Origin of the sequence: Pigmentiphaga sp. NML030171 (assembly GCF_002188635.1) — a bacterium.
GTDB lineage: Bacteria > Pseudomonadota > Gammaproteobacteria > Burkholderiales > Burkholderiaceae_B > Pigmentiphaga > Pigmentiphaga daeguensis.
On the sequence record NZ_NINX01000008.1, the window covers coordinates 11,066 to 32,883 of the forward strand.

The 21,818-nt window shown below is 65.6% G+C and carries 24 protein-coding genes and 1 pseudogene; 14 read left to right on the plus strand and 11 right to left on the minus strand.

Annotated features, from left to right (window positions below; translation table 11 throughout):
• Positions 1–460 precede the first annotated feature (460 nt).
• Positions 461–2,113 carry a sigma-54-dependent Fis family transcriptional regulator gene (locus CDO46_RS01170; protein WP_087836744.1) on the minus strand — a complete coding sequence of 551 codons (1,653 nt, stop codon included), beginning with the start codon at positions 2,111–2,113 and terminating at the stop codon, positions 461–463.
• A gap of 121 nt (positions 2,114–2,234) precedes the next feature.
• Positions 2,235–2,501 carry a hypothetical protein gene (locus CDO46_RS01175; protein WP_087836745.1) on the minus strand — a complete coding sequence of 89 codons (267 nt, stop codon included), beginning with the start codon at positions 2,499–2,501 and terminating at the stop codon, positions 2,235–2,237.
• Positions 2,502–2,701: 200 nt separating this feature from the next.
• Between CDO46_RS01175 and CDO46_RS01180 the strand changes: the two genes are divergently transcribed.
• Positions 2,702–4,030 carry an amidohydrolase family protein gene (locus CDO46_RS01180; RefSeq protein WP_132979455.1) on the plus strand — a complete coding sequence of 443 codons (1,329 nt, stop codon included), beginning with the start codon at positions 2,702–2,704 and terminating at the stop codon, positions 4,028–4,030.
• Between the two features lie 39 nt (positions 4,031–4,069).
• Here the strand turns inward: CDO46_RS01180 and CDO46_RS28545 are convergent.
• The 3 genes and pseudogenes from CDO46_RS28545 to CDO46_RS01195 form a co-directional block, all read right to left on the minus strand.
• Positions 4,070–4,246 (minus strand): annotated as a pseudogene (locus CDO46_RS28545) (HipA domain-containing protein); the annotation flags it as partial.
• Between the two features lie 183 nt (positions 4,247–4,429).
• Positions 4,430–5,437, minus strand: a complete 1,008-nt coding sequence (dmpG, locus tag CDO46_RS01190) for a 4-hydroxy-2-oxovalerate aldolase (RefSeq protein ID WP_087836748.1) — start codon at positions 5,435–5,437, stop codon at positions 4,430–4,432.
• Between the two features lie 10 nt (positions 5,438–5,447).
• Positions 5,448–6,398 (minus strand): acetaldehyde dehydrogenase (acetylating), encoded by a 951-nt coding sequence (locus CDO46_RS01195; RefSeq protein ID WP_087836749.1) that lies wholly within the window; start codon positions 6,396–6,398, stop codon positions 5,448–5,450.
• A 221-nt stretch (positions 6,399–6,619) separates the two neighbouring features.
• Between CDO46_RS01195 and CDO46_RS01200 the strand changes: the two genes are divergently transcribed.
• Positions 6,620–7,840 carry a diguanylate cyclase gene (locus CDO46_RS01200; RefSeq protein WP_087836750.1) on the plus strand — a complete coding sequence of 407 codons (1,221 nt, stop codon included), beginning with the start codon at positions 6,620–6,622 and terminating at the stop codon, positions 7,838–7,840.
• Positions 7,837–8,322: an Lrp/AsnC family transcriptional regulator gene (locus CDO46_RS01205; RefSeq protein ID WP_087836751.1), complete on the plus strand. Its 486-nt coding sequence runs from the start codon at positions 7,837–7,839 to the stop codon at positions 8,320–8,322. Before CDO46_RS01200 ends, CDO46_RS01205 begins: the two co-directional genes overlap by 4 nt.
• 4 nt (positions 8,323–8,326) lie before the next feature.
• On the opposite strand, the gene CDO46_RS01210 is transcribed toward CDO46_RS01205, so the two are convergent.
• Complete coding sequence (locus CDO46_RS01210) at positions 8,327–8,995, minus strand: hypothetical protein (protein WP_176400630.1); 669 nt, start codon at positions 8,993–8,995, stop codon at positions 8,327–8,329.
• A 159-nt stretch (positions 8,996–9,154) separates the two neighbouring features.
• Between CDO46_RS01210 and CDO46_RS01215 the strand changes: the two genes are divergently transcribed.
• Positions 9,155–9,403, plus strand: a complete 249-nt coding sequence (locus tag CDO46_RS01215; protein ID WP_087836752.1) for a hypothetical protein — start codon at positions 9,155–9,157, stop codon at positions 9,401–9,403.
• A 33-nt stretch (positions 9,404–9,436) separates the two neighbouring features.
• Here CDO46_RS01215 and CDO46_RS01220 read toward each other — a convergent pair whose 3' ends face one another.
• Both CDO46_RS01220 and CDO46_RS01225 read right to left on the minus strand, forming a co-directional pair.
• Positions 9,437–10,306: an alpha/beta fold hydrolase gene (locus CDO46_RS01220; protein WP_087836768.1), complete on the minus strand. Its 870-nt coding sequence runs from the start codon at positions 10,304–10,306 to the stop codon at positions 9,437–9,439.
• Between the two features lie 26 nt (positions 10,307–10,332).
• A complete protein-coding gene (locus CDO46_RS01225) occupies positions 10,333–11,277 on the minus strand; it encodes a 3-carboxyethylcatechol 2,3-dioxygenase (protein ID WP_254914536.1) in 945 nt (314 codons plus the stop codon).
• 150 nt (positions 11,278–11,427) lie between these two features.
• Between CDO46_RS01225 and CDO46_RS01230 the strand changes: the two genes are divergently transcribed.
• The 10 genes from CDO46_RS01230 to CDO46_RS01275 all read left to right on the plus strand — a co-directional run bounded on the left by CDO46_RS01230 (position 11,428) and on the right by CDO46_RS01275 (position 18,826).
• Positions 11,428–12,696, plus strand: a complete 1,269-nt coding sequence (locus CDO46_RS01230) for an aromatic ring-hydroxylating dioxygenase subunit alpha (protein ID WP_165963108.1) — start codon at positions 11,428–11,430, stop codon at positions 12,694–12,696.
• 21 nt (positions 12,697–12,717) lie between these two features.
• Positions 12,718–13,200, plus strand: a complete 483-nt coding sequence (locus CDO46_RS01235) for an aromatic-ring-hydroxylating dioxygenase subunit beta (protein WP_087836755.1) — start codon at positions 12,718–12,720, stop codon at positions 13,198–13,200.
• 48 nt (positions 13,201–13,248) lie between these two features.
• Complete coding sequence (locus CDO46_RS01240) at positions 13,249–14,208, plus strand: tripartite tricarboxylate transporter substrate binding protein (protein WP_087836756.1); 960 nt, start codon at positions 13,249–13,251, stop codon at positions 14,206–14,208.
• Positions 14,209–14,224: 16 nt separating this feature from the next.
• Positions 14,225–15,256 (plus strand): alcohol dehydrogenase catalytic domain-containing protein, encoded by a 1,032-nt coding sequence (locus CDO46_RS01245; RefSeq protein WP_087836757.1) that lies wholly within the window; start codon positions 14,225–14,227, stop codon positions 15,254–15,256.
• Between the two features lie 106 nt (positions 15,257–15,362).
• A complete protein-coding gene (locus CDO46_RS01250; protein ID WP_087836758.1) occupies positions 15,363–16,172 on the plus strand; it encodes a helix-turn-helix domain-containing protein in 810 nt (269 codons plus the stop codon).
• 89 nt (positions 16,173–16,261) lie between these two features.
• Positions 16,262–16,648 carry a hypothetical protein gene (locus CDO46_RS01255; protein WP_087836759.1) on the plus strand — a complete coding sequence of 129 codons (387 nt, stop codon included), beginning with the start codon at positions 16,262–16,264 and terminating at the stop codon, positions 16,646–16,648.
• Positions 16,649–16,660: 12 nt separating this feature from the next.
• A complete protein-coding gene (locus tag CDO46_RS01260) occupies positions 16,661–17,164 on the plus strand; it encodes a sigma-70 family RNA polymerase sigma factor (protein ID WP_087836760.1) in 504 nt (167 codons plus the stop codon).
• A gap of 4 nt (positions 17,165–17,168) precedes the next feature.
• Positions 17,169–17,948, plus strand: coding sequence for an anti-sigma factor (locus CDO46_RS01265; RefSeq protein WP_087836761.1), 780 nt, complete (start codon positions 17,169–17,171; stop codon positions 17,946–17,948).
• 96 nt (positions 17,949–18,044) lie between these two features.
• On the plus strand, positions 18,045–18,326 hold the full coding sequence (locus tag CDO46_RS01270; RefSeq protein WP_087836762.1) for a DUF1778 domain-containing protein: 282 nt from the start codon (positions 18,045–18,047) through the stop codon (positions 18,324–18,326).
• Positions 18,323–18,826 (plus strand): GNAT family N-acetyltransferase, encoded by a 504-nt coding sequence (locus CDO46_RS01275; RefSeq protein ID WP_087836763.1) that lies wholly within the window; start codon positions 18,323–18,325, stop codon positions 18,824–18,826. Before CDO46_RS01270 ends, CDO46_RS01275 begins: the two co-directional genes overlap by 4 nt.
• 4 nt (positions 18,827–18,830) lie before the next feature.
• On the opposite strand, the gene CDO46_RS01280 is transcribed toward CDO46_RS01275, so the two are convergent.
• The 3 genes from CDO46_RS01280 to CDO46_RS01290 are packed head-to-tail and all read right to left on the minus strand — an operon-like array spanning position 18,831 to position 21,655.
• Entirely contained in the window at positions 18,831–19,697 is an 867-nt protein-coding gene (locus CDO46_RS01280) for an ABC transporter permease (protein ID WP_087836764.1), read from the minus strand.
• Positions 19,687–20,526, minus strand: coding sequence for an ABC transporter ATP-binding protein (locus CDO46_RS01285; protein ID WP_217896286.1), 840 nt, complete (start codon positions 20,524–20,526; stop codon positions 19,687–19,689). The genes CDO46_RS01280 and CDO46_RS01285 overlap by 11 nt, the downstream gene beginning before the upstream one ends.
• The gene (locus tag CDO46_RS01290; protein ID WP_087836765.1) at positions 20,507–21,655 is read right to left on the minus strand and encodes an NADH:flavin oxidoreductase/NADH oxidase; all 1,149 of its coding nucleotides are present in this window, start codon (positions 21,653–21,655) and stop codon (positions 20,507–20,509) included. The genes CDO46_RS01285 and CDO46_RS01290 overlap by 20 nt, the downstream gene beginning before the upstream one ends.
• Positions 21,656–21,818: the final 163 nt, after the last annotated feature.

Here is a 21,818-nt window from a genome sequence, read left to right on the forward strand (position 1 = left end):
TCGGGCGAGAACCGACATCTCCTCCGGCCGCCTCCATGCGCGGGAGCATGGCGCGGGTCCATGGGGCGGCGGACGCCCCTGGTCGTGATCCATCTTCGAGAAGATGGCGCTCATCCAAACCGTGCAGCGTTGGTCATGGGGGTGTCGGGGAGCAGGAACACTCATTGACTGGCGGTGCAGCGGCCAGACGCCCGCGAGTGATCGACCGGCGATACGGTCGGATGGCGCGGGAGGGCTCAATGCCCGATCCGCACCACGGGCCGGGGGATGCAACGGGGGTGCGCAGCGACCCCGACTGTGCTTAAGAGGTTGAATCAGGTGGATAGCGCAGCCTGATTTCGGGCGTCTGCGAATGTCTGCTTCTGGCCGAAAGTGGTCCTTAGTCCGGCTCTTCTAGCTCACCGCGCAGTGATTGCATTTAACTTCTATCCTATATATCAGGGGGGCTTGGCTGGCTCCCCTAAACCAAAATCCCCTCCCTCCTCAACCGATAAGCCAACTGCGCCCTAGTAATCCCCAACAATCGAGCCGCCTTACTCAAATTCCCCCCCGCCCGCTGCATCGCCACCCGCATCATCCCCTGCTCCAACGTCCCCAGCGGCACATTCCTTTCGATCAAATCCCCACAAACCAGATCGATCTCCCCACCTTCCCCTTCCACCACCTCCCCACCATCCGCCACGCGCCCCGCGCAATCCCCACCCGGCAACCTCTGCCCGAACAAATGTGTCGCCTCGATCGGCTCCCCATCCGGGCTCAGCAACACCGCCCGCTCGATCACGTTCTCCAGCTCGCGCACGTTCCCCGGCCAATGGTGATTCAGCAGCTCCTGCATCGCCCGATCCGTCAGCCCGCCCGGCTTCTTGCCATATAGCGCGCCGTATTTCTGCAGAAACCGGCTGGCCAGCACCGGAATATCCGCCCGCCGCTCACGCAGTGGCGGAATAGTGATGGGAAAGGTATTCAGCCGGTAGTACAAATCCGGCCGGAAGCGCCCCTCCTGCATGGCTTTCTGCAAATCCACGTTCGTGGCCGCGACGATGCGGACGTCGACGCGCTGCGTTTTCTCGCTGCCCAGGCGCTCGATCTCGCCGCTTTGCAGCGCGCGCAGCAGCTTGACCTGGATAGCCAGGGGCAGGTCGCCGATTTCGTCCAGGAACAGGGTGCCGCCATTCGCGCGCTCGAAGCGGCCGGACCGGGCCAGATGCGCGCCGGTGTAGGCGCCCTTTTCCACGCCGAACAGTTCGGCCTCGATCAGGTCGGCGGGAATCGCGCCGCAGTTGACGGCGATGAAGGGCCCCTTGGCCCGTTCGCCGTTGTCATGCAGCCAGCGGGCGAAGACTTCCTTGCCGACGCCGGTCTCGCCTTGCAGCAGGACGGTGATGGGGCTGCCGGCCGCGCTGCGCAGCAGTTCGAATGCCGCCTGGAAGGCGGCGGACGCACCGGCCAGGGGTTGGTTGGCCGGCTTGCGGGTAGACGAGGAACGCAGGTGTTCGAGGCCGATGGAGTATTCGATCAACTGGCCGGCGAAGGGATGGGGCGCGAAGTAGTTGAGGTAGGCTTCGTCCTGCCACGCATCGGCGGGCTGGCCGACGATGCGGCAGTGGGTATCTCCCTGGGCGCGGCACTCGATTTCCTTGTAGACGATGGGCGAGCCCATGAAGGCGCTAGAGTAGCCGGACGCATAGCCGATCTGGGTCCAGCACGCCGGGTCTTCGCCGTGGCCGTATTCCTGGACGTCGGCTTCGCATTCCCAGGAGTTGCGCCACAGGAATTCGCCGTAGAAGTGGTTCCTGGCGAGGTCGATGCTGAGTTCTATGGGTTCGACCTGGACGACGCCTTCGACGGCGTGCAGCTTGGGGCCAAGCAGGAAGGCTTCGTTGGTCTGCATGCCGGCGCGGCGGCGCTTGACGGCGTAGGCGCCGTCGCGCATACCGGAGGCGTAGCCCATGCGGACCAGGAGGCCCCGGGTGCGCTCCACGCCCAGGGAGTCGAACAGTTCCTTGCGCAGGGCGCCCAGGGCGCGGGCGTGCAAGAGCAGCATGCGCTCTTCGTCCAGCCAGATATGGCCGGACGCGGTGTTGAATTTGAGGGAGGACAGGGGGCTCTGCAAAATCGTCTCCTGCCGGGCTATGCCGTGGTGTTATGCCGTATTCTCGCACCCCGCGCGGGGGCGCGCATCCGGCATTCACGAGCAGGATACGAGGGTTGACCGCAAAGCCCCTTGATCTATGTCATCCCCGGATCCGCCCCCACAGATACGCCACCGCCGCCACCACCGCCACCGACGTGATGGGGTGCTGGCGGATGACGTCCTTGGCGCACAGCAGCGCTTCCTCCAGCGCGTCGCTGCCCTGCTCCAGGGCGTCCGAGGCGGCGTCCTTGGCGCGGTGGGCGGCGCGGGTCACCGTGTCGGCGGTGGCGTGCGCGGCCTTGTCGACGGCTTCGGCGCCGTCTTCCAGGACATCCTTGGCTTTTTCCACGTTGCGATCCGAGGCCATGTCGTGCTCCTGTCGTTGGTTGGATGGGTTCGCCTCCAGTATTCCCAACTATCCTGGAACAAGCCGCAACGGGGTGCAACAGGCGGTGCGCCCGCCACCGATACCTCGCGGGTATCGTCGCGGCAAAGCCGCCATCTCCTCGGCCGTGCCAGGGCCTCCTAAGATCCGACGCGGATAACGACATCAAACGGAGACAGGCAATGACACGACGCAAGCATGCCATTCTTGGCGCCCTTTCGGCCTTGCTGCCCATCCTTGCCGCCTGTGGCGGCGGCGGTGACGGCGGCATCGATGTGGCCGGCGGAACGGTCCTGCAGAACGCGACCGTGGTGAACACGCGCGACGGCGCGCTGGCAGCCGGCATGAACGTCCACGTGGAGGGCGGGAAGATCCGGCGCATCACCTCGCAGCCGCTGCGCGCCACGGGCGGGGCGCAGGCCATCGACGTCTCGGGCAAGTACGTCGTGCCCGGCTACCTGGACATGCACGCGCATGCCGTGGAAAGCGCCGACCGCGATCCGCCCTATTGGCCGTTGATGATTGCCAGCGGCATCACGGGGTTCCGCGAGGAGTCGGATTCGCCGGCCAATGTGGAGCGCGGCAAGGTCCTGAACCAGGACAGCGCCGCGGGGCGGGTGCTGGCGCCGGAGGTCATTTTCCACGGCGGCGAGGCGCACCTGAATCCCGCCATCAGCGCGCGTGACGCGAGCAACGCGGGCGCGCCGTCCTTCGATCACCTGGGCGCGGGCTGGGGCCTGTTGATGGATTGCTCGAGCGAGGAACAGACGCTGCGCGCGGCGGCCCTGGCCGGGTCGCTGAAGCCGCCCTTCCCGCCTACCTTCGTCACCAATCCACGCGCCTACGACGGCGCCCAGAACGCACCGTATTACCAGCGCATCCTGGACACCTACGATGAAGCCAGGTGCGTCGAGCTGAGCAAGGTATTCGCGAAGAACGGCACCTGGCAGACGCTGACGCTGATCCGGCTGCGCACGCAGGTCTACGGCAACGATCCGCAGTATCGCGATGACCCCAACCTGGTCTATGTCGACAAATCCACGCGGGCGATCTGGCAGCAGGTGGGCGATCAGTTCGACAAGCTGCCCGCTAGCGCGGTCACCACGCTGCGGCAGTTCTACGAATTGCAGAAGCGGGTTTCCAAGCTCATGAAGCAGAACGGCGTCAAGATCATGGCGGGTTCGGACTTCAGCGGCAACATGAGCATCTGGCTGGTGCCGGGCATCAGCCTGCACCAGGAGTTCCGCGAGCTGGCGGCGGCGGGTTTCTCGCCGCTGGAAGTCCTGCAGATGGCGACGCGGGATCCGGCGGAGTTCCTGGGGCGCCAGTCCAGCCTGGGCTCGGTGGAGGAAGGCAAGGACGCCGACCTGGTGGTGCTGGACGCCAATCCGTTAGCGGATGTGGCGAACCTGGACAGGATCCGCGCCGTGGTGCTGAAGGGCCGGTATCTTTCCAGTTCGGCGCTGGACAAGATGAAGGCCGATGCCGCCGCGGCGATCGCGCGGCAGTAGGGTTCTCGCACCCGGTTTGCTGGCAGCTAACTTGTAATCGAGCCGATTGGCACCCTTGCCGATCACTGGCCATGCCGATAGCACATCGTAGAGCGGCGTCAGTTGGTAATGCGCCTGAGGCAACAGATGAATGGAGAAATTCTTGGCATGCCCGTCCGTGGCCGCCAGCAGCCAGAACAGCAATTGGGCCTGCAACAGTGTGCGCAAGTCCGTGTCGCGGCGGTCGGAGTTGGCCAGGCCAAAAAATCGACAACACCGATAATCCTGAAATATCGATAGTGCCGATACTACGTAAAAAAGCCCGGAATGGAAAACCATCCCGGGCTACCAAAGCGCCCTTCGGCGCCACGTGCTAACTACTACTCAAACACCGCGGCGGCCGTCGCAACGGCCTGCCGATTACTTCTTCAGGTCCAGCGCCACGTCGACGATCATGTCTTCCTGGCCGCCCACCATTTTCCGGCGGCCCAGCTCGACCAGGATGTCCACGGTCTTCAGGTCGTACTTGGCGGCGGCGGCTTCGGCGTGGCGCAGGAAGCTGGAGTACACGCCGGCGTAGCCCAGGGCCAGGGTCTCGCGGTCGACGCGGACGGGGCGGTCCTGCAGCGGACGGACGATGTCGTCGGCGGCGTCCATGAGCTTGTACAGGTCGCAGCCGTGGTTCCAGCCCATGCGCTCGGCGGCGGCGATGAACACTTCCAGCGGCGCGTTGCCGGCGCCCGCGCCCATGCCGGCCAGGCTGGCGTCGATGCGGTCGCAGCCTTCTTCCACGGCGACGATGGAGTTGGCCACGCCCAGGCTCAGGTTGTGGTGGGCATGGATGCCGGTTTGCGTTTCGGGCTTGAGCACGTCCTTGAACGCGCGGAAGCGGTCGCGCACGTCGTTCATGTTCAGGGCGCCGCCCGAGTCGACGACGTAGACGCACGAGGCGCCGTAGCTTTCCATCAGCTTGGCCTGCTCGGCCAGCTTCTGGGGCGTGTTCATGTGACTCATCATCAGGAAGCCGACGGCGTCCATGCCCAGGTTGCGGGCGTATTCGATGTGCTGCTTGGAGACGTCGGCCTCGGTGCAGTGGGTGGCCACGCGCACCACGCGGGCGCCGGCGTCATAGGCGTTGCGCAGGTCGTGCACGGTGCCCACGCCGGGGATCAGCAGGGTGGCGACCTTGGCGTGCTTCAGGGTGTCGGCCACGGCCTCGATCCATTCGAGGTCGGTATGCGCGCCGAAGCCGTAGTTGAAGCTGGAGCCCGACAGGCCGTCGCCGTGAGCGACTTCCAGGCTGTCGACCTTGGCTTCGTCCAGCGCCTTGGCGATGTCGCGGACGTTCTTGATGCTGTACTGGTGGCGGATGGCGTGGCTGCCGTCGCGCAGCGTGACGTCGGAGATGTAGAGTTTCTTGTTGCTCATGGTGATGTCCTCAGGCGGCTTCGACCAGGTGGGTCTGCGCGAAGCGCTCGGCGCACGCCAGGGCGGCCGAAGTCATGATGTCCAGGTTGCCGGCGTAGGCGGGCAGGTAATGCGCGGCGCCTTCGACTTCCAGGAACACCGAGGTCTTCAGGCCGGACAGCTTGCCCAGGCCGGGAACGTTCAGCGGCGCGCTGGCGGGGATCTCGTCGAACTGCACGCGCTGCTTCAGGCGGTAGCCGGGCACGTAGCTCTGCACCTTGGCGACCATCTCGGCGATGCTTTCCTCGATGGCCTTGGTGTCGGCCATTTCCGACAGCGTGAACACGGTGTCGCGCATGATGAGCGGCGGCTCGGCCGGGTTCAGGATGATGATGGCCTTGCCGCGGGCGGCGCCGCCGATCACTTCGATGGCCTTGGAGGTGGTCTCGGTGAACTCGTCGATGTTGGCGCGCGTGCCGGGGCCCGCCGACTTGCTGGCGATGGACGCGATGATCTCGCCGTAGTGCACCTTGGCCACGCGCGAGACGGCCTTGACCATCGGAATGGTGGCCTGGCCGCCGCAGGTGACCATGTTGATGTTGGGCGAGTCGAGGTGCTCGTCGATGTTGATCGCGGGGATCACGTAGGGACCGATGGCGGCGGGCGTCAGGTCGATGACCTGCACGCCCTTGGCCTGCAGCAGTTCATTGTGGCGCTTGTGGGCGCCGGCCGAGGTCGCGTCGAAGGCAATGCGGATCTCGTTGAAATTGGGCATGGACAGGAGGCCGTCGATGCCGCCCGCCGTGGTGGGCACGCCCAGGCGCTCGGCGCGCGCCAGGCCGTCGGATTTCGGGTCGATGCCGACCATGGCGCCCATTTGCAGGTGCTTGCCATAGCGCATGATCTTGATCATCAGGTCGGTGCCGATGTTGCCCGAGCCGATGATCGCCACTTTGGATTTGTTGTCGTCTTGCCGCCCCATGAGCCGCTCCTGAGTGTGGTGATGCTGATACGGATTCGACCGATAGTATCTTCCAGCCGGGCGGAAATAGCCTTGCTTTTTTTGGGCATTCCACCGCTCTTGAAAGAAGATTCTTCCTTCCAGAAGTCCTTTCAAGGAAGAAATCCCTAGACGGGCGCACGGGCACCCGAAAAGGCCCCGGAAACCCCATCAGGGCTACACTGGCGGGGACAGACCCTCCCATGTCCCATACCGATACGCTCCTCGCGCTTTCCCACCCTCTCGTGGCGCTGCTGATCGCCGCGCTGCTGGGCGGCGCGTGGCGATTCATGGGGCGTCCCGCGCACCTGCTGTATTTCATCGGCGCCTTCGCCAGCTATGCGACGGCGCTGATCCTGCAGATCACGCTCTGGCCCGCCAACCTGACCGTCAACATCGCCGCGACGGGCGTGCTGTACGGCGCCGGGGCCTTCCTGTTCGCCGGCGGCATCGCGCAACTGGAACGCCAGCGCCTGCCATCCTGGCCGTCGGCGCTGATCCTGGCGGCCATGCTGGCCGTGCGCCTGTGGAGCATCCGCGATCCGGCCTGGTCCGGCCTGCGCATCGGCGCGCTGTACACGGCGGTGACCCTGCTGTTCCTGCTCGCGCTGTGGCGAATCCGGCATCTTGCGCGGGGGACGGCGCTGGAGCGGCTGCTGTTCGGCTTCCTGCTGCTGGGCACCCTGAGCCTGCTGCCCCGCGTCCTGCTGACCATGAACGCCAAGACCCTGGACTATGGCTACGACGGCGGCATGTACTGGGTGCTGACCCAGCTCAGCTTCTATCTTTTCAGCGTCGGCGCGGCGGTGCTGCTGGTGCTGTTGACGGCATTCCGCACCATCGCCCATTTCAGCCTGGTGTCCGAACGCGATGCGCTGACCGGCCTGCGCAACCGGAACAGCCTGCTCGATTTCCTGGCCAGGAGCCGCGGCACGGCGGAGCGCTACGGCCTCGTCATCCTGGACGCGGATCACTTCAAGCAGATCAACGACCACTACGGCCACCCCGTGGGCGACGCGGTGCTGCAGGCCATGGCGGGCGTCCTGGCGCAGCACGTGCGCAAAATGGACGCCCTGGGCCGCATAGGCGGCGAGGAGTTCATGCTGGTCCTGCCGGGGGCGACGCTGGAGGAAACCGAGCAGGCCGCGGTGCGGTTGCAGGCGGCCCTGGCACAGCACGATTTCTCTTCCATCGTGCCCGGGCTGCGCTGCACGGCCAGCTTCGGCATAGGCAGCTTCGAGGGGGACGTGCCTTTCGAAGCATCCTACGCCCACGTCGACCGGCTGCTGGCGCTGGCCAAGCGGCAGGGCCGCAACCGCATCGGCAAGGACGCCACCCAACCCGCCGAGGCGGTCGTCACGCAGGCAATGCCCCCGTTGGCTGCCTTTACAGGAGAAGATTCTTTTTCTACGATGAATCAATGAAAAAGAATGCTCCAACCGAATCCCTGGACCAGACCGACCTGCAGCTGATGCGCCACCTGCAGGAAGACGGCCGCCTGTCCAACGCCAAGCTGGCCCAGCGCGTGGCGCTGAGCGAGACCCCCTGCTGGCACCGGCTGCGCAAGCTGGAATCCGAAGGCTATATCCAGGGCTACCAGGCCATGCTGGACCGGCGCAAGCTGGGGCTGGGCGAACTGGCCTTCATCAGCCTGAATTTTTCGCCGCACACGGCGCAAGCCTTCGAGGCGCTGGAGCAACTGGTGGCGGCGAACGACCAGGTGCTGACCTGCCACCGCGTCACCGGCGAGGCCGACTTCGTGATGATGGTGGTGGCCGAGGACCTGGACTCGGTGCGCGACTTCATCGACAAGGTGCTGCGCACGCTGCCCAACGTGGCCACGGTGCGCACCAGCCTGTCGCTAAGGGAAGTGAAGTTCTCGAGCAAGCTGCCGCTGCCTGCGTGAAACTTCAGCCTCCGCGCAGTCGTGCCGCCGTGGCCTCGTCCGCCGGCTTGGCCAGCAGGCCGCCGCGGTCGTTGAACAACACTTCGTAGCGCGCGCCGTCGAACATGGGCATGAAGGTGGCGCTGCCGTACTCGGCATCGACGTAGGGCAGCCAGCGCGAGAATTCGCGTTTCAGCACCCACAGGTCTGGCAGGCGCCGGTCGTCGTCCAACGCGTACATGGTGCGCAGGACGCTGCGTTCGCGCTCGATGTCGTCATAGCGCCCGCCGATGCGGTCCAGGCGGTACAGCGAAGGCACCCCGGCCAGCGCCGCCGGCAGCCGCCAGCGCAGCACGCGCGCATCGATCTGCCACGCGTCGCCCGACAGCACGAACTGCCGCTCGCCCTGGGGCGCGCCGGCCGGCCCGGGCGGCAGCGCGACAGTGACGCGGTAGCGCTGCGGGCCTTCCTGCTTGAGCTCGATGGTGGCCACCTGCCGGTCTTCGAACAATTGCAGGTAGCGATGGACCGTGAAGGCCAGCAACCCCGAGACCAGGCTCAGGGCAACCAGCGCCAGGCCAAGCAGGCGCCGCAATGGCCGCAGCCCGCGCGACCCGAAGGCCATGCCGAGTCCGGGAACGGCAAGAATGATCGCCGCCACGGCGATCCAGAGAGAAGGGCTCAGCGCATCCACCCGGGGCCTCCATGTGTATTCCGGGCATCATGCTCGCACAAACCGGGGGAACGCGTATGTTACGGGTTACCACCGGAGGCTCCGGGCCGGGAGCGCCCGCTGGGGCTGGCCCTGGCTTTTCGAGGCCGTGGCGTTCATCCGCAGGACGACAGCGGGGCGTTGTCCACGATCCTGCGCGCCAGGGTCCCGGCTTCTTTCGCCAGCTGGTCGGGGTCGCAGATGCGGTTGATCGCCACCTTGAACGAGCAGATCAACGCGGTCCTGGGCGAAGCGGCCACCAAGCGGCGCATGCAGGAACTGGGCGTGGCGCCCAGCCCCGACACGCCCGAGGACATGGCGGCCTTCATGAACACCGAGGGGCGGCGGTGGCAGGCGACGGTGCAATCGGCGAACGTCAGCTTGCAATGACGAAAGAGGCGGCCCCGCGCCGCCCCTTCCTGCTCAGTCGTCCAGGAACTCCCGCACCATCCTATTGAACTTTTCAGCGTGCTCCCACTGCGCCCAGTGCCCGCAGCGGCTGAACACGTGCAGTTCGGCATCGGGCAGCCCCCACAGCAGCCGCAGCCCGACGTCCATGGGTACGAAGCGATCATCGCGCCCCCAGATGACCAGGGTCCGGGCCTTGATCTCTCCCAGGCGATGGCCCAGGTCCGGGTACTGCTTGGGATTCACTTCCGAACTCTTCACGAAATTCCGCAAATGCTCGCGACGGGCCAGCATGTTGTCCAGGCGCGCCTGGAACAATTCTTCCGTCAGGCTGCCGGGATCATAGACGAACACGTTCATCATGCGCTTGAGATTCTCGATGGTCGGATCGCGATACAGAGCGCCGATCAACTTGAGTCCCTCGGTGGGCATGGGCACGAATTGGCTGGGACCGCCGGTACCACCGCCCATCAGTACCAGCTTGCCGGTGCGCGCGGGATTGCTCAACGCGAAGGCTACCGCGCTGTGCGCTCCCATGGAGTTGCCAATGATGTGCGCCTTGTCCAGGCCAATGGCGTCCATCATGCCCTTGAGCGCCTGGGCATTGAGGTCCGAGCGCGAGCCGGTGCTGACGACGGGGTCGCTCTTGCTCCAGCCGGGGAAGTCCAGCAGGATGACCCGGTAGCCGGCCTCAACCAGCGGCTCGATATTGCGGTTGAAGTTGGCCCAGCCGCTGGCGCCCGGCCCCGACCCATGCAGCATGACCACGGTCTCGCCGCCGCTGCCGACGTCGTTGTAGTGCAGTTGCAGCTTCTGGTCGCCAGTATCGATGCGGACGAACCTGCTGGTGGAGGCCTCGCTGAAGACGGGGGTTGGCGTGGACATGATGTCGATCTCCTCGGGTCGATGGGTCATTTGTCCTGCATGAACAGGATGCCGTAGCCGGCGATGAGTTCCGGGATGGCCTGGTAGTGCCTCAGCCCACAGGGCAGCGGCCGGGATGGCAGGGCCGCGCGGGCGACCAGCCAGGTCTTGGATTCATGGGCGGACAAGCCTGCCTCGCAGGCGATGGCATCTTCATTCCAGGCCGCCAGGGCTTGCAGGTCTCCCCCGGCCAGTGCGTCCATCCAGCGAGCATCCCACTCCGGGTTGAGCGGTTTCATGTCCGGCGCGCCGCCTGCCAGGGCCATACCAGCAGCCATCACGCGCGCGGTCTTGGCGTCACGCTCAGCGGACGTGGGCTCCTGCCGGACGATGATGCGTTCGCGCACCGCGGGATCGGGATGCGCCAGGGTCGGAACCGGCGGCTCGTGCGAAAGGCCGCCCGATCCGATCAGCAAGGTTCGACGCGGCAGCGCGTCCAGGAAGCGGCCAAGCTCCTGGCCCAGCTGCAAGCAACGGCGCAGACGTGGAATGCCCGGCTGGGCGACAGCGTTCAGGAACAAGGGGACGACCGGCGGTGTATCCAGGTCGCCCCACAGGAACTGCAACGCCTGCACGAAACCGTGGTCAACCTGCATGCGACGAGACAGCGCGATGTCGAAACCCGCATCCATCAAGTGATCCGCCAGTGCCAACACGGTGGATTCGTCGACATTCAGTGCGCCGGCCGGCGTCAGATAGTCGCCCACCGAGCGCGCAGCGCTGCCCAGGCAGAACGGCGGCATTAATTCATTGAAGAAGCCGTTGTAGTGATCGGGCCCGGCCAGCACCACCAGCTGAGGATCGAAGGCGCGCACCAGTTCGCGGGCCTGGGCGATGGCCGCATCCAGCGTCCTCTGGACATCGCTGGCCAGCGGGTTCAATCCGAACAACGGGGTGTGCGACATCCCAAGGAAAGCTCGCGTCGCAGTCACTCGATCACCTCATGCTTTATCCGCAAAGCCTGGACTTTAAGGACTCGAAGCGCCCATAGGGGTGCACATTGTGCACCTTCGTGCACGTGATCGTTGATGTCCGCAACAGCCACCCATAGGATGCGCCGGTCCAGAAGTAGGAGTAGAAATATGAATGTCCGGCTGGAATCCCGTCCGTTCGCCAGCATGGTGGACGAACAGCCCAACGAGTTCCGCGTCGCCACCGCGGCGTACCGCGGTCCGGAGATCTTCGAGCAAGAAATGGAGAAGATTTTCTACCGGACCTGGATCTACCTTTGCCATGAAAGCGAAATCGCCGAGCCCGGCGATTTCAAGTCGACCCAGATCGGTACACGGCCGGTCGTCGTCGCGCGCGGCCGCGAAGGTGGCGTGCACGCGTTCCTGAATGCCTGTGCGCACCGCGGCGCCACGCTGTGCCGCGAGGAAAAGGGCAATACCCGGTCTTTCGTCTGCCCGTATCACGGCTGGTCTTTCCGTCCGTCGGGCGAACTGCTCGGTATTCCGGACGAAGCGCGCTATCCGACTGGCTTCGACAAATCCGACAAGAACCTCAGGCCCGTTCCCCGCATCGCATCCTACGGAGGCCTGATCTTCGGCTCCTTCAATCCTGGCGTGGAAGACCTGGAGACATTCCTGGGCGGTGCCCGGCGGCACATCGACATCTGGCTCAAGCGCGCCGCAGGCAGCCGCTACCGCCTGGCCACTTCGCACAAGTACGGCTTCAACGGCAACTGGAAATTCCAAGCCGAGAACGTCCACGACGGCTACCATCCGGGCTTCGTCCACAAGTCGGCGTTCAATACGGTACGCAAATTCGACGGATCGTTCGAGAACCGGGAACTCAAGGCTTCGGTGCGCCAGCAAGGCCACACGCGAGGCTATCCCGAAGGGCACGGCACGCTGGAGGCGGGGGCACCGCTGGAGTCGGGCGGGATCGATCCGCGCGTGCGGCAGGCCTACAACGACCAGTTGAAGACCTTGTACGGCGAGGATGAGACCGCCGAGATCCTGACCAACCGTCAATTCCTGATCTTCCCCAACCTGGTGATCTTCGATTTCAACATTCGCGTGGTCCAGCCCATCGCGCACGATCGAACCGAGGTCTATTCCTATCCGGTGATGATCGAGGACGCGCATGAGCAGCTCAATGCCAATCGCATGCTGGACGCCCAGACCAGGGTGGGTACGGCGGGCATCCTGTCGGCCGACGATATCGATGTGTTCGCGGGTAACCAGAACGCGCTGAAGGCCAACTGCTTCGACTGGATCACACTCAGCCGCGGGCTGGACAAGGAGGAGATCCTGCCGTGCGGCGAGCACGTCGGCGTCTATAGCGACGAAACGCCTCAGCGCGCGTTCTGGCGTGCCTGGCGCTCGAAGATGGCATCAGCCCGCTGAACAATCCCGCCCGGAGCATCCATGTCCCATCCCATCCATCGACTCATACATCAAGAAGCGCGTCTGCTGGACGAGGGCCGGCTCGACGACTGGCTCGCGCTGTACGCCGACGACGCCACCTATTGGGTGCCGATCGACGAACACGCCGACCCGTTGAAGGATTCATCGGTCATCTACGACGACCGCCTGCGCCTGGCCATGCGCGTCGAGCAGATCATGCGCCAATCCCGCGTGGCGCAGTCGCCGGCATCCAATACCTTGCGCATGATCACCAACGTGGACGTGGCCGAGAACGGCGACCTGGCCTCCGCGACATTCGCCCTGCTGCTGACTGAAGTGCGTTCTGGCGACTGGCGCCAGAACGGCCTCGGAGAAACCCGGCTCTTTCCCGCCCATTGCACGATGACGTGCAGCCGGACCGCGGACGGCTGGAAGATCCAGCACAAGAAGATCGTGCTGCTGCATCGCAGACAGCCGATCGTGGGCCTGTCGTTCATCATCTAGCGGCCTGGCCGCGCGGAGTGCCCTCGGGCTCCCATATCAGGAGACATCATGAAAAACTTCGTTCCCCACCTGGCCGCTGCACTGCTGCCCATGGCCGGACTGTCGGCTCACGCCGCCGGCTACCCCGACAAACCGGTGACCATCGTGGTGCCGTTCGCACCCGGAGGTTCATCCGACAGCGCCACGCGCACCCTGGCCGAACAACTGAGCCAGAAGTGGAAAAAGCCCGTGGTGGTCGAGAACAAGCCGGGCGCCTACGGCAGCATCGGTGCCGGCCATGCGGCTCGTGCAGCCGCCGACGGCTATACCATCCTGCTGGCCTCGGTATCGGTCGGCACCATCAACCTGTTCCTCAAGAACCCGGGCTTCGATCCCGTGAAGGACCTCACGCCGGTCACGCTGGTGGCCCGCGGAGACTACGTACTCGCGGTCAACAAGATGCTGCCGGTGAACAACATGAAGGAACTGGCCGAGTATGCCCGGGCCCACCCCGACAAAGTCAACCACGGTGCCTTCGGCAGCGGCTCCATGCTGGCCTTCGAACAGTTCTCGGAGTCCATGAACTTCAAGGCGCAAAACGTCAACTATCGCGGCGAGGCGATGTCGCTCAACGCCTTGATGGCAGGCGATGTCCAGGTCATGCTTGCGACGCTGAGCGCCGCACGCCCATTCATCGAGGCCGGCCGGGTCCGTCCGCTGGCCATCCTGGCACGCGAGCGCTCGCCCATCGCCCCGGGCGTGCCCTCGGCGGACGAAAGCGGAGGTCGAGGCTTCTACGTCGACTTCTGGTTCGGTTTCATGGTACCCAACGGCACGCCCGACGCCGTCAGGAAGCAGATTGCCGCCGACACCGCGGACATCCTGAAGAAGGACAACGTCCGGAAGAAGCTGTACTCGCTCGGCCTCGTCGCCACCTCGTCCACCCCCGACGAGTTCGGCAAACTGATCCAGTTCGAATCGACCCGCTGGATAGAGACTGCCCGGCGCACCGGCCTGCAGGCGGAATGAACGGCAGGAGCGAGCAATGCTGTCTTTGAATAAGATACAGCCAGGCCTGAACGGGCTGGCAGTGCTGGACCGGGACGTACGCGCGCCGGATGCAGGCGAGATGCTGGTCAAGGTGCACGCAGCGGGCGTCTGCGGCACGGACATGCAGCTCTATGGTGGCGCCGGCGCATTCGCCCAGCGGCTGAAATTTCCCACCGTCCTTGGCCACGAGATGTGCGGAACGGTGGTCGAGACCGGCGCCGGTGTCGTCCACGTCAAGGTGGGTGACCTGGTCAGCCTGGAAAGCCACATTCCCTGCTGGACCTGCCGCGCCTGCCGCACCGGCCGCGCCCATGTCTGCCCCCACACGCGCTATCCCGGCATCGACATCGATGGCACCTTCGCCGAGTACGTCACGGTGCCGGCCGCGATTGCATGGGTCAACCCGCCAGACGTATCCCGCGAAAAGGCCGCGCTGTTGGAACCTCTGGGCATCGCCGTCCATGCCACGCTGGAGGGTGGCGGAGTTTCTGGCCGCGCAGTGGCGGTAAACGGCTGCGGCCCCATCGGCCTGATGAACGTCGCGGTCGCACGCTACTTCGGCGCACACACGGTGATTGCGGTCGATCCGAATCCAAAGCGGCGAGAGGCCGCGCTGCGCATGGGCGCGGACCGTGCCATCGATCCAGCCGCCGAGTCCGCGGCCACGGCCGTACGAGACATGACCCGGAGAGAAGGGGCGGACGTCGTGATCGAGTACACGGGTCACCCCGATGGTGTGCACAATTGCTTCGCCATGGTGGGCATGCTGGGCGAAGTGCGCTGGTGCGCGACCCCTGGCAGGTCGATGGAGTTCGATTTCGGCGCATGGCGCAAGAGTCGCCCCACCATCCGCAACATCCACGGCCGCAGGCTGTGGGAAACGTGGGAGGCCGCCGCGCCGCTCGTCTACGGAAACCGGATAGACCTGGACCCCGTCATCAGCCATCGAATTCCCCTGGCCGAGGCACCTCGCGCCTTCGAGCTGATCCTGGCGGGCCAGGCGGTCAAGCCGCTCATCCTGTGCTGAAAGCAGGCGCTTGCCCTTGACCGCGGGGTCACGCCGGTCGGCCCGGGACCGGACGCCATCTATCGTAAGATCGACGCATCGTTCCCCGATCACGAAATCTGCACAGATGGCGCGAAACCTCGACGGCGGCTACCGGCTCTGCCAATCTCTGGTGAAGGGCCTGGACATCCTGGCTGCGCTCAACCGCAGTTCCGGCGGCTCGGCCTCCATCGCCGAACTGACCCGCACCACCGGCATGCACCGGACCACCATCAAGCGCCTTCTGGAGACGCTGCGCGAGGCCGGCTATCTGGAATGGGACCCGGCCACGAACCTGTACCGGCTGACATTCCGGGTGCACCAGTTGAGCTATGGGTTTCGTGACAACGTCGCGATCACCGAAGTCGCCTGGCCCATGATGCGCGCGTTATCCAGAGCCATCGTCTGGCCCTGCTCCATCGTGTCGCTGGAAGGCGATGAGATGATCGTTCGGGCATCCACGCGCTCATACAGCCCTCTGTCCTTTCATCCCGGCATGCCCGGCCGCCGGCTACCCATCCTGACCACCGCTGCCGGCCGCGCCTACCTGGCTTACGCACAGCTGGAAGAACTGGCAGCCATCCTGGACCTGCTGCAGGGCCGGACCGACGACTACGCCAGGCTGGCGGCCGACGACCGTTTCGTCCAGACGCTGATCGCCCAGACCCGTGAGCGCGGCTATGCCTTGAACCAGGGCGAATGGACGGACGAGCCGAAATTCGGCGGCGTCGCGGTGCCACTGCGCTTCCAGGATCGGGCCGTGTCCTCGCTGAACGTGATCTTCCTGTCGCGGGGAGTGAAGGACGACGCGGCGCGACGCAAGATCGTGGACCATCTGTTCGAAGCGCAAAGGGAAATCGAGGAACGATTCGCGGCGCATAGGCAGCAGATGGGCTAGGCGGCGAAATTTTCCGCCGAAGGGAATATTGGACGGCCCGCCCCCGTATACCGTTCAAGCACCCTTCATCAACCACCAAGGAGCATCCCATGGTAGCCAGGAAAACATCGCTTCTGCCCTCCCTGCTGCTGGCGACGGCGGCCCTGTTCGGCGCGTCGGCCGCGCAGGCGGCCCCCGCCCAGGCAAAGGACGGCGTGCTGGCCGGCGGCAACGGCATGACGCTCTACGTGTTCGACAAAGACGTCGCCGGCAGCGGCAAGAGCGTGTGCAACGGCCCGTGCGCGACCAACTGGCCACCGCTGATGGCCACGGCCTCGGACAAGGCCGAGGGCGACTACACGGTCATCACGCGCGACGACGGCAAGGCCCAGTGGGCGTACAAGGGCAAGCCGCTGTACTTCTGGGTCAAGGACCAGAAGCCGGGCGACAAGACCGGCGACGGCGTCAACAACGTCTGGCACGTCGCCAAGCCCTGACCTGACCGGCCCATGGACAGCCGCGCGGTGACCGCCCTGCTTCCGCGTCTGCGGCGCTATGCCCGCGCGCTGGCGGGCGATCGCGCGGCGGCCGACGATCTCGTGCAGGACACCCTGGAACGCGCGTGGGCGCGCCTGCACACGTGGCACATCGGGCGCGACCTGGGCGCGTGGCTGCTGTCCATCATGCACAACCTGCGCGTGGACCAGTTGCGGGGACAGCGGTTGAACACCGTGCCGTGGAACGAAGCCCTGGACGACATGCCGTCGCGGCCCACGCAGGCGGACGGCATCGAGCTCGAGGACCTGGAGCATGCGCTGGCGCAGTTGCCGGAGGAACAGCGGGCGGTCCTGCTGCTGGTCGCGCTGGAAGGCATGCGCTACACGGAGGTCGCGGACACTCTGGGCATCCCGCTGGGGACCGTCATGTCCCGGCTGTCGCGGGGGCGGGAGCGCCTGCGGCAGATCCTGGACGGACAGCCGCCCGCGGCCGGAACACTGCGGATGATCAAGTGAAACCATGATGCCCATCACCGAAGCCGATCTGCATGCCTACGTCGACGGCGAGCTGTCGCCCGCGCGGCGGGCCGACGTGGGGGCCCATCTGGCCGCCCATCCGGACGCCGCCGTGCGCGTGCGGGCCTGGCAGGAACAGAAGCGCGCGCTGCAACGGCTGTTCGAGCCGGTACTGGACGAACCGATCCCGCCCGCGCTGGAAGCCGCGGCGGTCCCGCCAGGCGCCCGGCGCAGTCGCCCGCCGTGGCCCGCCCTGCGCATTGCCGCCGGCCTCATGCTGGCCCTGCTGGGCGGCATGGCGGGCTGGTGGGGACACGGCCGCTACCAGGCCTCGGCCCTGGCCGACGCGCGGCCGTCGTTGCCCCAGCAGGCCGCCATCGCCCACGCAGTCTATAGTCCGGACGTGCGCCGGCCGGTCGAGATCGGCGCGGACCAGGAAGCCCAGCTCGTCACCTGGCTGTCGCGGCGGTTGGGCCGGGACGTGCGGGCGCCCAAGCTGGGCGGCCTGGGCTTTGAACTGGTCGGCGGCCGCCTGCTGCCCGGCAGCGAAGGCCCCGTGGCCCAGTTCATGTACCAGGACGCCGGCGGGCAGCGCCTGACCCTGTACGTCAGCACCGAGCGCGACGGCAATCCGGACACGGCCTTCCGCTTCGCGCGCGAGGGCGGCATCAATGTCTTCTACTGGATAGACGGGCCCTTCGGCTATGCGCTGTCGGCGGGGGTTTCCAAGGACGAGCTGGCGCGGGTGGCGTCGGCCGTGTACGACCAGTTGGATAAGCGGTAGGTATCGCGGGCTGTTGCCAGGGCATGCCGATTCAAGCATCCCTACTTTTGATTTGTACGGCAATTTGCCGTATGATCGAAATAGGAGGACAGCACCATGTCTACAGCCGTTTCCACCGCTCGTCTCGAAGCTCGAATCAGTACCGACCTGCATTCGATGCTCAAACGCGCCGCCGAACTCCAGGGCAGGACCATGACTGATTTCATCGTTGCCGCGGTTCAGGATGCCGCTCAGCGGGCTATCGAACAGGCCGAGGTCATTCGTTTGTCGCTGGCCGACCAAGAGTGTTTTGCTCAGGCTTTGATGGAGCCCCCGCCCCCCACCCCGGCCTTGAAGCGCGCAATGGCTCGTCGCCGCAAACTCTTGCGTGCTGAATGAGGAATGCGCCTTTCCTGGTCGGATCCCTCGATGCGACTCATGACCGTACAGCATTCAATTGCGATTCGGAGCCTCTGAATCGCTACCTGCGAGAACAAGTGTCGCAGGATGTCCGCCGCCGAGTGGCGGCCTGTTTCGTGGCCATGGCCGATGGGCAGCGCATCGCGGGCTACTACACATTGGCCTCGGCCAGTCTGCTGCTGACGGATCTGCCAGCTAGTGTCGGCAAGAAACTGCCCCGCTATCCGACCGTACCCGCCGTTCGCATGGGACGCCTGGCCGTGGATCAGACATTCAAGGGCCAGGGCCTAGGCGGCGCGCTGCTAGCCGATGCGCTTGACCGGGCCGCCCGTTCGGAAGTCGCCGCCTACGCGCTGATGGTGGACGCCAAGGACGAGGCAGCGGCGGCTTTCTACCGATACCATGGATTCATCGCTTTGCCGGACTCGCCGCGCACACTCTTCCTGCCACTGGCTACCGTACGTACGTCCCGAAGCTGATCCGTCAGTGTCCGCCATTCTCCAGATCGTTCTGGCCACGCGTCGCCCACGTCGTGGTGCGCTTTTCGATGGCGGCCGCGATGGTGTACATCGCGATGCCCATGACACTGGTCACGATCAACCCGGCAAATACCAGCGGCACGTCGAAACTGGCGGAAGCCGCCATCATCAAATGGCCGATCCCATGCTCGGAGGACACCGTTTCCGCGGTGATGCTGCCGACGAAGGCCACGGTGATCGCGATCTTGAGCGAGGCGAAGAAATACGGCATGGCACGCGGCAGCCCGACCTTGCGCACGATGTCCAGCGGGCGCGCGCCCAACGCGCGCAACACGTCGCGCTGCTCCGGCTCGATGGTGGCGATGCCGGTTGCGACGTTGACCACGATGGGAAAGAAGCTGATGGCAAATGCGGTGATGATGGCGGGTACGGTATTGACGCCGAACCACAGTACCAGCACCGGCACCAGCGCGACCTTGGGAATGCTGTTGAACGCCACGAGCAGAGGATAGAGCCCGCGGTAGACCAGCGTGGACGCCCCGATGGCGACTCCGGTGACGATGCCGAGCACGACGGCGAAAGCGAACCCTATTGTCGTGGACACCAGGGTGTGTCCGGCGTCGACCAGCAGCGGCTCCCACCACTTGATCATGCCCTGGGCGATGGCCGAGGGCGGCGGCAATACGAAATCCGCGATGCCAAGGCCGCGAACCGCAGCTTCCCAAACCAGGAAGAACCCCAGGATGACCAGCCATGGCAGCACACGCTCCAGGCGGCGCCGGCGTTTCAGCGCAGCCGCGCGCGCGGCGGCCCGGCTGCTGCGCGTGGCTCGACGCACCTCGTTGATAGGCAAGGCATTGTCACGCTGCATGTTCGACCTCTTCAAGACTGTCTTGCCGGCCACGCGCGACTTCGATGGCTTCGCGCAATTCATGGACCAGGGCATTGAATTCAGGCGAGAACGTATCCTCGCGCCTGCGCGGACGGGGGAACGGCACCACGTGCTCGGCGATCACCCGGCCCGGGCGTGACGACATGACCACCACCCTGTCGGCCAGGTAGACCGCCTCCCGCAGATCGTGCGTAACCAGCATCACCGTAGGGCGCCGGGCCATCCAGACGTTCTGCAGGACCGACCACAGGTCCTCGCGCGTGAAGATATCCAGGGCGGCGAACGGTTCGTCCAGCATCAACAGCGCCGGCTCGTGGATCAGCGCCCGGCACAGCGACGCCCGCTGCTGCATGCCGCCCGACAATTGATGCGGCAGCTTGGCGCCGAACCCGCCCAGCCCGACCAGTTCGAGCAGCTCCTGCGCCTTGGCCACGTAGTCGGCCTTGTGGGCGCGCAGGCGGCTGCGATGCCCGGTCGCGACTTCGAGCGGCAGCATGACATTGTCGAGAATCGTGCGCCACGGCAGCAGCGTGGGATTCTGGAACGCCATGCCGACGATCGACAGCGGCTGGTCCACTTCCTTGCCATCGATGATCACACCGCCGTCGGTCGGCAGCCATAGGCCGCTCATCAATCGCATCAGGGTCGACTTCCCGCATCCCGACGGCCCCACCACCGCGACCAGTTCGCCGCGGTTGACGGTCATGTTCAGATTCTCGAGTGCAAGCGTGCCGTCGACCCCGCCGTAATGCATGGAGACGTCATACAGTTCGGCAAAGGGACGGCCTTCAGGAGACGGGCTGTTCATGGGTGGATGTCCTGGAAAGTTCAAGGGTTTCTTCGCGCTTCTGCAGCCACCACGCGTAGTTCTGCGGCAGCAGTTCGTGCGGCCGCGCCAGGCCCAGCTCGCGCGCCGCGTGCGCCGCCCAGTTCGGGTTCCACATCATCTCGCGCGCCAGCGCCACCAGGTCGCAGTCGCCCGCCTGCAGATAGCCTTCGGCCTGCCGCGCCTCACGGATCAAGCCCACGGCCATGGTGGGGATGCCCACCTCCTTGCGGATGCGCCGCGCGAACGGCACGTGGTAGCCCGGCACGCGCGGCACCACATGCAGCGTGAGCGGACCGTCGATCCCGCCCGACGAGCAATCGAACATGTCCACCCCGCGCTCCTTCAGCCGGCCCGCCAGCACGATCGTGTCCTCCAGGCTCCAGATGCCGCCGCGGCCATCCACGCACGACCCGCGGAAGAACAGCGGCCGGTCGGCCGGCCACGCAGCCCGGACCGCCTCGATCAGCTCCAGGCCGAAGCGCATGCGTCCTTCGATGTCGCCGCCGTAGCCATCGGTGCGATGGTTGGTGATCGGCGACAGGAACTGCTGGATGATGTAGCCGTGCGCACCGTGTATCTCGCAGATGTCGAAGCCCGCGTCCAACGAACGCTTGGCCGCATCGACGTGCGCCTGGATCACCGCCCGGATGTCGTCGCGATCCATTTCCTTGGGCACCATCGCCCCTTCCTTGAACGGAATGGGGCTGGGAGCCAGGCCTGACCAGGGCGGGCGGCCCTGGGCGGCGTCCGCCTCCCCCAGCGGCGAGAAGCCCTCCCACGGCGCCCGCGTCGCCACCTTGCGGCCTGCATGGCCCAGCTGGATGGCGCTGACCGTACCCTGCTCGCGCAGGAAATCGGTAATGCGGCGCCAGGCCTTGGCCTGTGCATCGGTGTAGATGCCCGGGCAGTCGTAGGTCTTGCGCGAGCGCTGGGAGACCGAGGTCTCTTCGCAGAAGACGATGCCGGCGCCGCCCAGCGCGAACTTGCCCAGGTGCACCAGGTGCCAGTCGGTGGGGCAGCCATCGACCGACTTGTACTGCGACATCGGCGACACGACGATACGGTTGCGTGCCGTCACGCCCCGCAGCGTCAAGGGTTGGAACAACATCGGAACGTCCGTGTCCGGACCTTGGTCAGGAGAAAGGTTTCTGTTGCTGCAGTATGCACGGCTCGTACGACGGGCTACCGGGATGGATTCCAAGGCTTTCGCACTTGTGCTGGTATTCCTCGGCGCTCCATTCGTCGAGCGTGTCGCACGCGGAGAGCAGTGC

Excerpts from the sequence above, each read along its gene's own strand:
- CDO46_RS01175 (WP_087836745.1), bottom strand. The coding sequence starts at position 2,501 with ATGGCCTCGGATCGCAACGTGGAAAAAGCCAAGGATGTCCTGGAAGAC.
- CDO46_RS01180 (WP_132979455.1), top strand. The coding sequence starts at position 2,702 with ATGACACGACGCAAGCATGCCATTCTTGGCGCCCTTTCGGCCTTGCTG.
- dmpG (WP_087836748.1), bottom strand. The coding sequence starts at position 5,437 with ATGAGCAACAAGAAACTCTACATCTCCGACGTCACGCTGCGCGACGGC.
- CDO46_RS01195 (WP_087836749.1), bottom strand. The coding sequence starts at position 6,398 with ATGGGGCGGCAAGACGACAACAAATCCAAAGTGGCGATCATCGGCTCG.
- CDO46_RS01200 (WP_087836750.1), top strand. The coding sequence starts at position 6,620 with ATGTCCCATACCGATACGCTCCTCGCGCTTTCCCACCCTCTCGTGGCG.
- CDO46_RS01205 (WP_087836751.1), top strand. The coding sequence starts at position 7,837 with ATGAAAAAGAATGCTCCAACCGAATCCCTGGACCAGACCGACCTGCAG.
- CDO46_RS01220 (WP_087836768.1), bottom strand. The coding sequence starts at position 10,306 with ATGTCCACGCCAACCCCCGTCTTCAGCGAGGCCTCCACCAGCAGGTTC.
- CDO46_RS01230 (WP_165963108.1), top strand. The coding sequence starts at position 11,428 with ATGAATGTCCGGCTGGAATCCCGTCCGTTCGCCAGCATGGTGGACGAA.
- CDO46_RS01235 (WP_087836755.1), top strand. The coding sequence starts at position 12,718 with ATGTCCCATCCCATCCATCGACTCATACATCAAGAAGCGCGTCTGCTG.
- CDO46_RS01240 (WP_087836756.1), top strand. The coding sequence starts at position 13,249 with ATGAAAAACTTCGTTCCCCACCTGGCCGCTGCACTGCTGCCCATGGCC.
- CDO46_RS01245 (WP_087836757.1), top strand. The coding sequence starts at position 14,225 with ATGCTGTCTTTGAATAAGATACAGCCAGGCCTGAACGGGCTGGCAGTG.
- CDO46_RS01250 (WP_087836758.1), top strand. The coding sequence starts at position 15,363 with ATGGCGCGAAACCTCGACGGCGGCTACCGGCTCTGCCAATCTCTGGTG.
- CDO46_RS01255 (WP_087836759.1), top strand. The coding sequence starts at position 16,262 with ATGGTAGCCAGGAAAACATCGCTTCTGCCCTCCCTGCTGCTGGCGACG.
- CDO46_RS01260 (WP_087836760.1), top strand. The coding sequence starts at position 16,661 with ATGGACAGCCGCGCGGTGACCGCCCTGCTTCCGCGTCTGCGGCGCTAT.
- CDO46_RS01265 (WP_087836761.1), top strand. The coding sequence starts at position 17,169 with ATGATGCCCATCACCGAAGCCGATCTGCATGCCTACGTCGACGGCGAG.
- CDO46_RS01270 (WP_087836762.1), top strand. The coding sequence starts at position 18,045 with ATGTCTACAGCCGTTTCCACCGCTCGTCTCGAAGCTCGAATCAGTACC.
- CDO46_RS01275 (WP_087836763.1), top strand. The coding sequence starts at position 18,323 with ATGAGGAATGCGCCTTTCCTGGTCGGATCCCTCGATGCGACTCATGAC.
- CDO46_RS01280 (WP_087836764.1), bottom strand. The coding sequence starts at position 19,697 with ATGCAGCGTGACAATGCCTTGCCTATCAACGAGGTGCGTCGAGCCACG.
- CDO46_RS01285 (WP_217896286.1), bottom strand. The coding sequence starts at position 20,526 with ATGAACAGCCCGTCTCCTGAAGGCCGTCCCTTTGCCGAACTGTATGAC.
- CDO46_RS01290 (WP_087836765.1), bottom strand. The coding sequence starts at position 21,655 with ATGTTGTTCCAACCCTTGACGCTGCGGGGCGTGACGGCACGCAACCGT.